The 12,808-nt window shown below is 57.7% G+C and carries 6 protein-coding genes; 2 read left to right on the top strand and 4 right to left on the bottom strand.

What is annotated here, in order from left to right; all coding sequences use genetic code 11:
- Positions 1-191: 191 nt before the first annotated feature.
- The 4 genes from K6T12_RS14025 to K6T12_RS14010 form a co-directional block, all read right to left on the bottom strand.
- The gene (locus K6T12_RS14025; protein WP_222223500.1) at positions 192-2,297 is read right to left on the bottom strand and encodes an EAL domain-containing protein; all 2,106 of its coding nucleotides are present in this window, start codon (positions 2,295-2,297) and stop codon (positions 192-194) included.
- A complete protein-coding gene (locus tag K6T12_RS14020; RefSeq protein ID WP_222223499.1) occupies positions 2,294-3,223 on the bottom strand; it encodes a CheR family methyltransferase in 930 nt (309 codons plus the stop codon). Before K6T12_RS14020 ends, K6T12_RS14025 begins: the two co-directional genes overlap by 4 nt.
- Before the next feature lie 5 nt (positions 3,224-3,228).
- Positions 3,229-7,161: a response regulator gene (locus K6T12_RS14015; RefSeq protein ID WP_222223498.1), complete on the bottom strand. Its 3,933-nt coding sequence runs from the start codon at positions 7,159-7,161 to the stop codon at positions 3,229-3,231.
- Between the two features lie 749 nt (positions 7,162-7,910).
- The gene (locus K6T12_RS14010) at positions 7,911-9,941 is read right to left on the bottom strand and encodes a sensor domain-containing diguanylate cyclase (protein WP_222223497.1); all 2,031 of its coding nucleotides are present in this window, start codon (positions 9,939-9,941) and stop codon (positions 7,911-7,913) included.
- Positions 9,942-10,321: 380 nt separating this feature from the next.
- On the opposite strand from K6T12_RS14010, the gene K6T12_RS14005 reads away from it, so the two are divergent.
- Together K6T12_RS14005 and K6T12_RS14000 are read left to right on the top strand one after the other, a co-directional pair.
- Positions 10,322-10,831, top strand: coding sequence for a molybdopterin-dependent oxidoreductase (locus K6T12_RS14005; RefSeq protein WP_222223496.1), 510 nt, complete (start codon positions 10,322-10,324; stop codon positions 10,829-10,831).
- Between the two features lie 58 nt (positions 10,832-10,889).
- Complete coding sequence (locus tag K6T12_RS14000) at positions 10,890-12,731, top strand: ATP-binding protein (protein ID WP_222223495.1); 1,842 nt, start codon at positions 10,890-10,892, stop codon at positions 12,729-12,731.
- The last annotated feature ends 77 nt before the right edge of the window (positions 12,732-12,808 follow it).

Genomic DNA, 12,808 nt, shown 5'->3' with positions numbered 1-12,808 from the left:
AAAAAATGGACAATGCCCATCAGGAACTGGAAGGCTGCCCTGAACCGCTTTATGATCGAATTTGAAGACCGCTTGGCGGACTATATTTAACCTTGGCAGTTACACAGAATTATTTACAGGGTCGCCACGAATTCAGAAGCCCTGCTCAATATGAGCGGGGCTTCGTCGTTTCTGGCGGCAATTCGTTCTGTTCAGTCGCCCCGTAATGTCTTGAAGCAGTCTTCGGCCTCCTCGGCTGGCTTGGGTTTGCCTAGCAGGTAACCCTGCCCGAAGTCGCAGCCGTAGTGTTCCAGGAACTCTTTCTGTTCCGGGGTCTCAATTCCTTCGGCGACCACCTGCAGGTCCAGGTTGTGGGCCAGGTTGATGATCGAGCGGGTGATGATCTCGCTGTTGGAATCCTGGGCGAGGTCCTTGATAAAGGAGCGGTCAATCTTCAAGTAGTTGATCGGCAGCAACCTCAGATAGTTGAGCGAGGAGTAACCGGTGCCGAAATCGTCCACCGAGATGGTCATGCCCATTTCGCTGAGCGTGCGCAACAGCGGAATGATGGAATCCGGGTTGGACATCAATGTCGTTTCGGTGATCTCCACGTCCAGGTTGGCCGGGTCGATATGGCTGTTGTTCAGGATTTTTTCCAGCCGCACCAGCAGCTCCGGATGGTTCAGCTGTTTGATGGAGAAATTGACCGACAGGCTGAAATCCTTGTCGATCACCCCCTGCCGGGCCCAGTCATGGAGTTGGCGACTGGCCTGGCTGAGCACCCATTCGCCGATCTCTATAATCTGCCCGTTGCTTTCGGCGATCGGAATGAACACCACCGGGGAGACATTACCGAGCCCCGTAGAGTTCCAGCGCAGCAGCGATTCGAAACCGTGCAGTTTACCGCTGGCGATGTTGAATTTCGGCTGGTAGACGAGGCTCAGTTCCTGCTGGTCCACGGCCTGGAGCAGCTGGTTTTCCACCTGGGCGCGGTAGGACACCTCTTTGCTGAGCGATTCGTCGTAGAACTGGAAATTGTTGCGCCCGTTCGTCTTGGCGTTATACATCGCGGTATCCGCCGCCTTGATCAGCTCGTTGGCGTCCCAGCCGATTTCCGGGGCGATGGCGATGCCCATGCTGATCGTGCAGCGAACCTGTTTATGGTTGAGGTCGAACGGTTTGGCCATACAGTTGATCAGCGCCACGGCGACCTTGGTGATCCCTTGGTGGTTCAGATTGCCTTCCAGTACCACCGCGAACTCGTCGCCGCTCAAGCGCACCACGGTATCGCTCTCCCGCAGCAGATGGGTCAGGCGGCCGGCGACCTGGGTCAGCAGCAGGTCGCCGATCACATGGCCGAGGGTATCGTTCACCGACTTGAAATGATCGAGGTCGATGTAAATCAGCGCCACCTGATGGTTCAGACGCCGGGCCTTGGCGATCATCTTGGGCAGCATGCGATAAAACAGCCGCCGGTTGGCCAGCCCGGTCAGCGGGTCGTATTCGGCCAGTTGGGCCAGTTGTTGCTCGGCTTTCCGGCGTTCGCTGATGTCGGTGAATACCAATACGAACCCTTCGGGTTCGTCGCTGCGGTCGTACATCGCCGAGGCACTACACTCCACCGGATAGCGTTCCCCGTTGACCGGCTGGAAGTAGCGATCGCTGCGGGTGAAGGTGTTGCCGGCATGGCAGGTGCGATAGATATCGGTGCTCTCCCAAGTGCTGTCCTGACAGCCGGCGATAAAGCTGGTTACCGGCCGTCCTTGTAGCGACTCGCTGTCCAGGTTGAGCAGACGGGCCGCGGCGGGGTTGCTGAAGATGATCTCACCGTCGGTATTGAGCCCCAGTACGCCCTCCTTGACCGAGTCGAGGATCAGCTGATTCTTCCTGGCCAAGGCCAGGAAATCGTTGCGCTGGCGGAACAGCTCCAGAAATACCTCCACCTTGTAGCGCAGGATCTGCGGATCGAACGGCTTGAACAGGTAGTCCACCGCGCCCAGTTCGTAGCCCTGCTCGACGTATTGCTTCTCTTTGCTGATGGCGGTGACGAATATGATCGGCAGGGCTTTGGTCTCTTCGTTGTAGCGAATCAGCCGGGCGGTTTCGAAACCGTCCATTTCCGGCATCTGCACATCCATCAGCGCCACTGCGAAGTCATTGCGCAGCAGTTGGCTGAGCGCCTCGTTGCCGCTGGCGGCGCAGACCACTTCACCGTCGAGCTTGGCCAGTATATGGCGCATGGCGACGAGGTTTTCCGGGTGGTCGTCGACCACCAGTACCTTAGGTGAGTCATGGGTATTGACGGTCATGGTATTCATTGATGCTCTCCTTGCTCAAAATTACTGGAGCTGCTGTTCCGGTCATCGGAAGGCACCACTCTCTTTTGGTAGATACGGCTTCGCCGGTCGCAACTGCTGAAACTGCGGCTGAAGCTGCTGAAGTCGACCGCCTCGCTCTCACCCAGCAGCAGAAAGCCCTGGCTGGTCAGACTGTTGAAAAACAGGTCCATGCAGCGTTGTTTGAGCGCCTGGTTGAAATAGATCATCACGTTGCGGCAGGAGACCACGACCATCTCGCCGAATACGCCATCATGAACCAGGTTATGGCTGGCAAAGGTGATGTGGTCCTGCAGGGCGCCGGACATCTTGATGGCGTTATAGCTGCGCCTGCAGTAGCGGTCGAAACGGTCCGGGCCGCCCATCTGTTGGTAGTTCTGGCAGGCAATCTGGTATTGCGGTTCGCCATATACCCCCTCACGCGCTTCCTCCAGGGCCCGGCTGTTGATGTCGGTGGCATAGATGCGGCTGCGTTCCAGCAAGCCGGCTTCCTGCAGCAGGATCGCCCAACTGTAGGCCTCTTCGCCGGTTGCACAACCGGCGCACCAAAGTGAAATGAACGGATAGGTACGCAGTATCGGCACCACCTCCTGCCGGAAAGCGGCAAAGAAGGCCGGGTCGCGGAAGAACTCGGTCACCGTGACCGAGAGGGTCAGCAGCAGCTGCTGCATGCAGTCGGGATCATGCAGCAGCGCCGGGATCAGTTCCGACAGGTGCCGCGCCCGGTAGCGGCTGCGGAAGATATTCAGTCGCCGGTGCAAGACCTTGGCGGAGTACTGGCGAAAATCGTAACCGTAGCGCCGCATCACGGCCTCGAGCAGCAATTCGATCTCGATGGCGTTCAGCTCGCTATGCGGCGGTTCGTCGGCCGGGTCAAAACAGTCCGGCAGCAGCAGGTCGTCAGCCATAACCATCAGGCGCTAGCCCATACCTTGAGGGCCGACATCAGCCGTTCCGAATCCACCGGCTTGGCCAGATAGTCGTTGGCGCCGACCTGCAGGCAGCGGTCCCGGTCCTCGGGCATCGCCTTGGCGGTCAACGCGATAATCGGCAGGTCCTTGTAGTCGGCGCGTTCCCGTATCCGGCGGATCGTTTCATAGCCGTCCATCACCGGCATCATGATATCCATCACGGCGAACTGGATATCCTTGCTTTCGCTGAGTTTCTCCAGCGCCAGGCTGCCGTTGTCGGCCATCACCACTGTCATGCCATGGCGGCGCAGCAGGTTGGCCAGAGCGAAGGTGTTACGCATGTCGTCATCGACGATCAGCACTTTCTTGCCACGAAGCACATTATCGTCGGTCGGGACGGGTTGTGCCCGGCGCTTACGGTGGGCCGGCTGAACGCTGTGCAGGAACAGGGTTACATCGTTGAGTAACCGGTCCTGCGCGAGGCTGCCCTTGATGATGATGTTGTCGGTGTACTGGCGCAGCTGCTTGTACTCCTCGTGATCCAGGTCGCGTCCGGTATAGATGATCACTGGCAGGGATCGCGCTGCGTCGTCCTCCGCAATAATGCGCAGAATCTCGAGACTGTCCATGTCCGGCAGGTTGAGGTCGAGTATCAGGCAGTCCACCTGTTCCCGCTCCAGTATTCGCAGACCCTCGCTGCCGGTGCCGGCGTGCAGTACTTCAACCTGGCGTTTCTGCAGCAGCAGGTCGATGGCTTTGCGGGTATCACGGTCATCTTCAATTACCAGCACTCGACATTGGCTGTCGTCGTGCAGGTGGTGCAGGATATTTCGGAAGGCGTCGTTGATCGATTCCTTGCTGATCGGTTTGGTTAACACACCGATCGCATCGTCCGGTTCCACATCTTCGCGGTCCAGTGACGAGATAATGTGAATCGGGATCCGCTGGCAGTCGGCATCAGCTTTTAACTGCTCAATCACCTGGTTGCCGCTGCCGTCCGGCAGCACCATGTCCAGCACAATGGCGTGCGGCTTGTAATGCCGGGCCATTGCAATGCCGGACTCTGCATCGCCGGCGACCAGGCACTGGAAACCGCGGGCGTGGGCCAGTTCCATCATGCAGCGGGCGAAAACCAGGTCATCCTCGATGATCAGCAGCCGGTCGCGGTCGGACTTGAGCTGCTGGCGATCGTCCGGGATGAATTCGGCGATCGGGCTTTGTTGAGCCTCTGCTGCCGGTTGTTCCGGTTGTACTTCCAGCAGGGCCGGCTCGACCTGGGCTGCTGGGCTGGCCGGTTCGCCAGCCGGGATCGGGCTGGCCATATTCGGTTCATCGCCGGCGGTTGACGCGACCGCCGAAAGCGGCAGCTTCAGGCTGAATCTGGAGCCCCGATGCTCTTCGCTTTGCAGCAGGATCTCGCCGCCCAACAGGCGACTCAGTTCGCGCGAGATGGTCAGCCCCAGGCCGGTGCCGGAATATTTACGGTTCGAGGAGCCATCCACCTGCTGGAACGCTTCGAAGATCGCCTGCTGCAGCTTGGCCGGAATGCCGATGCCGGTATCGTTGACGTGGAACAGCAGTGCATCCGGGGTCTGTTCGATCTTCAGGCTGACACGGCCCTGTTCGGTGAACTTGATCGCATTGCCCAGCAGGTTGCGCAGAATCTGCTGCAGCCGTTGCGGGTCGGTGTGGATTTGGGCAGGCAATTGCGGCGCCAGCTCCACGGCAAACTCCAGGTTCCTTTCGTTGGCCAGCGGCTTGAACTGTTGCTGCAGCAGGGTGGCCACCTCCTGCAGATCGCATGCTTCCCGGCTGATGCTCAATTTGCCGGCTTCCACCTTGGATAGATCGAGAATGTCGTTGATCAGGTTCAACAGGTCATGGCCCGAGCCATGGATGATCTTCATCGCTTCGAGCTGTTCGGCGGTCAGGTTGCCGTCGCTGTTCTCCTTCAGTTCTTGGGCCAGCAGCAGCAGGCTGTTCAGCGGCGTGCGCAGTTCGTGGGACATGTTGGCCAGGAATTCCGATTTGTACCGGCTGGCGGTGGCCAGTTCCTGGGCTTTGTGCTCCAGGTTCTGATGCGCTTTTTCCAACTCCTCTGAGCGGGCTTCCACCTCCTGGTTGCGAATCGACAGCTGTTCGGATTTCTGCCGTAATTCCTCATTGGCTTCGGTCAACTGCTGTTTCTGCATGCGCAGTTCCTGTTGAGACTCTTCCAGTTGCTGGGCCTGTTCCTCCAGCTCGGAGTTGGTCTGTTCCAGCTCCTCCTGCTGGGCCTGCAACTCTTCAGACTGGGCCTGGGTTTCCTCCAGCAACTCGGTGAGCTGTTCGCGGTTGCAGGCCGCATGCAGCGCGACGGCTAGACTTGCACTGGCTTTGTCGAGCAGGTCGATGTCGGTCTCGGTCAGAGTCTCCAGGGTACCCAGCTCCAATACCCCCAGCAGCTTGTCGGCATATATCAGTGGGAACACCGCCAGGCAGCTGGGCGCCGAACTGCCCAGGCCAGAGCTGACGCAAACGTAGTCCGGCGGTAACTGATTGATGATGATCGGCTGGCGCTCCAGTACCGCCTGGCCGACCAGCGATTCCCCTTTGGTAAACCGGTTACGCACCTCCTTGCGGAAGGTATAGGCATAGCTGGCACAAAGTTCGGCTGTCTCGTCCTTGTCTACCAGGTAGATTGCGCCGACCGGTGCTTCAAGGTAGCGGCACAGCTGGTTAATCGCCTTCTGGGCCAGTTCTTGCGGGCGTTGGTCGCTGTTGACCTTTACTGCCAGCTCGTTCTGGCCGGTTTTCAGCCAGTTTTCCTGCTGCATCTGGCTGACCGATTCCCGCAGGGCCCGGATCATATGGTTCAGAGACAGGGCGAGGCGGTCGTTGTCGCTTTTGACCGGGACCTGCTGCTCCAGATCTCCCCGGGCGACCTCCTCCATTGCATGGCTGATAGTACGCAGTTTGTCGATCAGCTGATTGAACGCTCGGGCCACCTCGCCCAACTCGTCGTCGCTGTCGATCGGTACATCCTCCAGCTGGCCGCTGTCGACAAACCCTACCGCCGAGTTGCGCATCTGCACGAATCGGTCGACCAGCCGGCGGGTGGCGATGCCGCCGGTCATCGTGATGCCGCCGACAGTGGCTAGTGCTATGGCAAGGGTCAATAGCAGGGAGTTAAGGGCATCGTTACGGTTACGATCGGCGTAAGCGACGAGGCTGCTGTGGATCGATTTTTCGATCTCCCGCAACTTGTCGATACGCTCGCTGGCGGCGGTAAACCACTGTTTTGCATTCCCGTTTAGGGTGGCCCCCGGTGCAGCAAGCAGGATCTGCTGTATCAATCGTCGGCCTTCAGCATCGGTGTTTTCCAGATCCAGTTGCAGGTAGGCTTCCTGGTATTGAAGTGGCGCGAGTTTCAGGAATTTCTGGCTGAAGATCTCCTTCTTGGTGGTCAGCACCAGCAGTTGGCGAATTTCGCTTTCGGAGGCCTGGCCGACCTCAAGAATCGCACTCACCAGCGCCCGCTCCTGGCCGGTAATCTCCTTCAACTCGGCGATGGCGGTTAGCGCATCGGCCAGCTGAAAGATTTCGCTGCCCGGTGCCAGTTTGAGCAGGTTGCTGATGTTGTGATGAATCTTCTCGATTGCGCGGGTATATACCGCTAACACGGTGGCGCGGTCCAGTGAACCGTTGCGTGGCAAGCGCTCTCGCAGTGCGTACAACGGCTCCAGTTCCGTCTCGATGGTGCCCAGGGCTTTCAGGACCTCAGGCCGGGTACCTTCGGTCGACAGTTGGGTTTTCAACTGAGCGACCTGATCGATAAATCCATCACTGAGCCCCACGGCCTTGCGCCATTCCTGTAACTCCTGCTTGGTGGGGTTGGCCAGATAGGTGATCGTCTTGCCGCGCTCGAACTGCAGCCGGTGTGCGATGCTTAGCAATTCTGTGGTGCGTGCGAGATGCGAAACATCCCGGGCACTGGCCAGTTCCTGCTGCCTTTCCAAGCTTATCGTGGCCGCGTAGACCAGGATCAGAAGCAAAGGCAGGGAGATAAGAAGCAGCAGTTTGTGACGTAGGCTGAGTTTGCGAAGAGGCCCCATAAAAATATTCCCTTACTCGGAAAGTGCCACCTTGGTAATCCGTTTAATTCAAGGTAGACCGGGCCTGCAAATGAGACAAAAAATATTTCTATTTTTGTGGTGCCGATGTTTGATATGCAGTGGTGTTCTTTTAGATGAGACGACAGCAAGGTCGGCCGGTCCTGCCTGCCGGTCGGGCCTTGCGGGCAGGCGGATAACGTACGGGTTTTCTGGAGAATTGGATTAATGCCAGGGCTTTATCAGGTTATCCAATATAGTCCTTGCTTTTTTGTGGGCTTTCGCCTGCTGGTGTTTGTTCTTGGGATACCTCATTTTAATTTGACAGCAGACGGTCACAATTTGACGGGAGGCCGCAGACAGTTTTTTAGCGTTTTGTAAAAAACGGCTTCCCGAATAGAAGAAGCCGAGCATCATCTACTACCCGCATAGTTCAGTCAGCATTCAAACAGTTGGGCAAAATCCAGCATCGCATCGCTCATCATGAAGGCTATATCCAGCTTCAACCGCTTCGCTGCGCCTGAATAGGGTGACAGGCAGCAGGGGCGTCGAGTGGTGCATATCACCGGCGCCGCCCGTGCTGTTGAATGGGCTCAGGATGCCTGTTGTACCATATTCCCGCCACCGTTAACGGTCCGGACACAGTCTCGCCCGGCAGCCTTCGCTTGGTAAAGCGCGTTGTCGGCACGCTTGATCAGGGCGTCCAGGTCTTTATCGCCCGGTTCCAGCATACTGACGCCGATCGATACGCTGATGCTCAGGGTTTCACCGGAGGGGATCGAGACGGTTGCTCGACCCAATAGGGAACGCAACCGTTCGGCGGCCTCCTGTGCCATCGTCAGGGTGGTCTCTGGCATCAGCACGATGAACTCCTCGCCGCCGAAGCGGGCCAGCAGGTCGGAGGTGCGCAGGCTCTGTTTGGCGGTTTCGGCCATTGCTTTGAGTACCGCGTCGCCAGCATCGTGACCGTGCTGGTCGTTGACCCGTTTAAAGTGGTCGGCATCCAGCAACATCAGTGCCATCGGACTTTGATGGCGACGCGCACGTTCCAGTTCGGTCTCTCCCTGCTCGTAGAAGAAGCGCCGGTTGCTGATACCGGTCAGCAGGTCGGTGCGGGCCTGGCTTTCCAGCTGCTGCGCCATCTTTACCCGGTCGCTGATGTCGAAGCTGCTGGCGCGTGCCGTGATCAACATACCCTGTTGATTCCGAATCGCCTTGGCGGATATGGAGACATGAAAGCTGTCGCCATTTCGACGCCGTACCTCGACATCGATATCGTCAAGCTGGCCGCAAGCTTTGAACTGCTCGAAGTAGTCCCTGAACCTCGCGACGCTGGGCTCGGTGAGCAACTGATGAAACGGTTTGCCGATCAGCTCTGCCCGGTCGTAGCCAAGCCAGTCCAGTTCGGTCTGGTTGATGCGGGTGAGCCTGCCCTCGTCATCCAGCGAGTGGTAACCGCAGGGGGCGTGCTCGTAGAGATCGACCAGTTCGGCCTGAACCTTGTGGTCCCGTTCCCGTTGCAGGCGTTGCTGTACATTGCGCTGTATCAGCAGGAACAGTACAGCGGCAAGTAACAGGAAAAATAGCCCGATCAATAGCTGGTTGATTGGACTGTAGAGAAAGGACGCCGCCTGGATCTGCGCGCGGGGCAGGAATATCACCACCTTCCAGTCGTTGTTAGCGCCCGAGATATGGCTGATGCCCATCGTCTGTCGCAACTGCATATGGGGCATGGGAATCTCGGCGAACTCCAGAGGGTTGACCTCACGGAATAGAAACAGCCCCAGCGGGGTTTCGAGTTGACCTTCGGGTTGGTTGGCAATTATCGGCCAGGCATCCGGGTAGAGGCTCGCAAAGCGTTTCTCCGGTCGGGCAAGATCCGCGCCCCACTCGTTGGCCCGGTCATGGTTGCTCAGCCAGTATCCGTCGCTGTCGATCAACATGCCGTGGTGTCCGTGGCGTCGCGCCATGGCATCGCGGAATGCTTCCAACAGCCCGCCAGCCATATAGTTCATCACGACCAGACCGGCGTTCTCGCCCTGGCCGTCAAATACCGGCTTGGCGAAGCGGATGACCGGCTTATAGGGCTGTTCAATACGGCCGTTCTCCACGTTGAGATCCATTCGGGAGACATAGAGCTGGCCCGCATCGAGCTGCATGGCTTCCTTGATGTAGTAACGATCGGATTTATCCTGCAGCTCGTTTGCAGGCACCTGAACCGCTTGACCATCGACGATGTTGATCCTCACCACCTCACGGCCGTCGATATCGAGCAAACGAACCTGGTCGTAGCGCCGGTAGGTTTCGGCGAGCTGCTGAAAATAGGTTGCCAGCGCTTGGCGTTTGTTCGCGTCCCGGGTGTTCAGGTAATCCTTAAGTATCGGCAGGCCGGAGACCAGGTTCAGGTCACCGATCCGTTCGAACATCTCCTTCTTGAACATCAGTATCGACGAGTTGATATGTGCTTGTTCCTGCGCCAGCAGCGTATCCTTGATGTTGTTTTCGTACTGCTGATAGATCGGGTAGCCGAACGTCAGCAGGGCGGTTACCAGTACGGGGTAGAGCAGAAAAAACAGGCGCGGGGCTCCCCAGCGGGAAAGGGAGCGAATGAAGGCAGACGTCATGACTATTCCGGTAGATGGGAGAGATCGAATTCAAGCACTATCCATGCAAAGCCTGGATTATACGTTGGTCGATGTCATTGTCCGGTGTCAGGATGCTGAGAATCGAGCGAATCGAAATCCGAGTAATTGAGGCTGGCAGAATCGGCCTGTTCTTGGCTGCTGTGCTAACTTGATTGAGCGGTCAACGGATAAGGATACGTCACACCGTATATGGCCCTACACGGATGACCGAGGTGAATGAGCCCGGCCCGTTTTGTCGGCCGTTGACGCTCGACAAGCGCAGTGGGGGGAATTTATCGGGATAACCAGCAAAGGAGATCGACAGTATCCGCCTGGAGGATGTCTGAGCGGGCCGATTTTCAACCATGGAGAAACTGACAATGCTAAAAAAACTGCTTCTCAAACTGCTATTTCTGACAATGGCATCCTTGGCGCCTTGGGCTGCCGCAGACAGCCTGCCCAAGCCCGCAGGGAAGGTTATCCTGACAATCGAAGGGGCCATCAAAAATACCAATAGCGGTGACAAGGCCGTGTTCGATAGGGCGATGCTGGAAAACCTGGGCATGGTAACCACCCGCACCCATACACCCTGGACGGACGGCGTTACCGAGTTTGAGGGGCCGCTTGGCCGGTCGCTGCTGGAAGTGGTGGGGGCCGAGGGGGAGAACCTCACCGTGACTGCGTTGAATGACTACAGTGCCAATGTGCCGAGCGAAGACTTCTACAGCTTCGATGTGATCCTGGCGCTGAAAATGGATGGCGCCTATATGCGGGTTCGAAATAAGGGCCCGCTGTTCGTTATCTACCCGTTTGACCGTTCTCCAGAGCTGAACACCGAGGTTATCCATAATCGCTCTGTTTGGCAGGTAAAGTCGATTCGGGTCGATTAATGCAGGCCGCTCGATCCCTTATTGGTTGAGCGTCGGGCCCATTGTGCAGGACGTTGGGATGCAGAGATTATTCGGACAGAACAAAAGGCTCGCCTTTTTACTGCTGCTCACTGTCCTGGGTATGGTAGGGGCCCTGGCGCTTTATTTTGTCATTATCGAGCGTGAGAAGGAGATGCTAAATGCGGTCGAGGAAAACGCGCTCTGGGCCGCCCATCAGCTCGATCGAGAGAGCTTAAGGCTTCGGACCTCCCTGGCAATACTGGAAGAGCGTTATGATGAAGGTTTGCTTGAAGAGACCAAGCTGCATTTCGATATCCTGTATAGCCGGCTGGGGATTGTTCAAAGTGGACAGCTTGGCAACGTTTTCGCTGGCTTTCCCGGCGCTAAGGAAAAGATTCGCAAAATTGAGGAGATGCTTGAGTTCATGGAGCCGGTGTTGTTCACCGAGACGGGCTCTATCGCCATAGCGGAACTCAGTATCAGAGCGGAGGCGATAAATAACCTGACCGGCGATATTATCCTGAAGGTACTGGAGTACCGGGCAGCCGAAAAGGTACGTGCCCGGAACTATGTACTGGAGTTGTTCAGCTGGTTGGGGATGTTGATCATGCTGCTGATGGGCTGCATGGCGTCGATGATCTTTATGCTGGCGCGCCAGGGGGCCGCGGCCCGAAGAGCACAGCTCAAGAAGGAACGGCTGGCCCGCAAGCTGGCTAAAGCCGTGCAGCAGGCGCAATCCTCCAACCGGGCAAAGTCGGAATTCCTGGCCACCATGAGCCATGAACTGCGCACGCCGATGAGCGGGATCATCGGGATGACCCGGATGCTGCTGGATTCAACACTGAATGAGAAGCAGCGCACATTCGCCCTCACCATACAGCAATCTTCCAATGCGCTGCTGACGATCCTGAATGACATCCTGGATATCTCCAAGATGGAAGCGGGTTTTTTCGAACTGGAACGTACGGTGTTCAGTATTAAGCCGTTGCTGGCCGAAGTGATCGACCTGTTCCAGCACTCGGCGGATGAAAAAGGGCTGAGCCTGCAACTGCACCTCGCGCCGGGAATCTCCGGCAACTATGAGGGCGATCCCGGCCGGCTACGGCAGGTGTTGGTTAATCTGTTGGGCAACGCGCTGAAATTCACCGAATGTGGGGAGATCACACTACGGGTCAGTCGACGATGTGAAGATGGCCTCGCCTGCGGTTTGTTATTCGAAATAGAGGATACCGGGATCGGTATCGACGAAGCCTCGCAGCCTCGCCTGTTCAATATGTTCAGCCAGGCGGATGCCTCGACCTCCAGGCAGTATGGTGGCACCGGGCTGGGTTTGGCGATATGCAAACGGATTGTCGAGCAGATGGGCGGGCAGATCGGATTCACCAGCCAGGCCGGCCGGGGCTCGACATTCTGGTTCAGCATCTCGCTGCCCTGCCGGGGAAAGGTCAGCCCGACGTCGGAGATTCAGCCCTCGGCGGCGACAACCGATGACCGTCAGCAGAACGCAGTGGCTACCGAGATGGCGATCCTGGTGGTGGAGGACAATCTGATTAACCAGAAGGTCGCCCTGGGGTTGTTGGAGCCCATGGGGTTAAGCGCCGATGTCGCCGGAGATGGCCTGGAAGCCCTGCGGCTGGTCGAGCAACGCGACTACGACCTGATCCTGATGGACGTGCGCATGCCCAAGATGGATGGCCTTGAAGCGACTCGACGAATCCGGCAACTGGGCGGGAACAGGGCCAGCGTCCCGATTGTGGCGATGACGGCCAATGCGATGGAGGAGGACCGCTCAACATGCCGGGCAGCGGGGATGAATGATTTCCTGGCCAAGCCGGTCGATCCCGACGAACTGAAGCGGCTGGTGCAATGCTGGCAACCCAGTGCCGTTGAGACAGAGTAACTGGGATGGGGAGTAACGAGATCTGTTTCGAGCCGGTTACTGCAGAATAGCGACCGGCCGATTCATTTGATCGGCCG

The organism is Marinobacterium arenosum (genome assembly GCF_019795155.1).
GTDB classification, from domain to species: Bacteria; Pseudomonadota; Gammaproteobacteria; order Pseudomonadales; family Balneatricaceae; genus Marinobacterium_C; species Marinobacterium_C arenosum.
The sequence above is the reverse complement of the archived record's forward strand: the minus strand, read 5'-3'. Positions and strand labels throughout refer to the sequence as shown.

Bases quoted from the DNA above. Each gene is read 5' to 3' on its own strand.
- K6T12_RS14005 (WP_222223496.1), top strand. From the start codon at position 10,322: ATGCTAAAAAAACTGCTTCTCAAACTGCTATTTCTGACAATGGCATCC.
- K6T12_RS14010 (WP_222223497.1), bottom strand. From the start codon at position 9,941: ATGACGTCTGCCTTCATTCGCTCCCTTTCCCGCTGGGGAGCCCCGCGC.
- K6T12_RS14000 (WP_222223495.1), top strand. From the start codon at position 10,890: ATGCAGAGATTATTCGGACAGAACAAAAGGCTCGCCTTTTTACTGCTG.
- K6T12_RS14025 (WP_222223500.1), bottom strand. From the start codon at position 2,297: ATGAATACCATGACCGTCAATACCCATGACTCACCTAAGGTACTGGTG.
- K6T12_RS14020 (WP_222223499.1), bottom strand. From the start codon at position 3,223: ATGGCTGACGACCTGCTGCTGCCGGACTGTTTTGACCCGGCCGACGAA.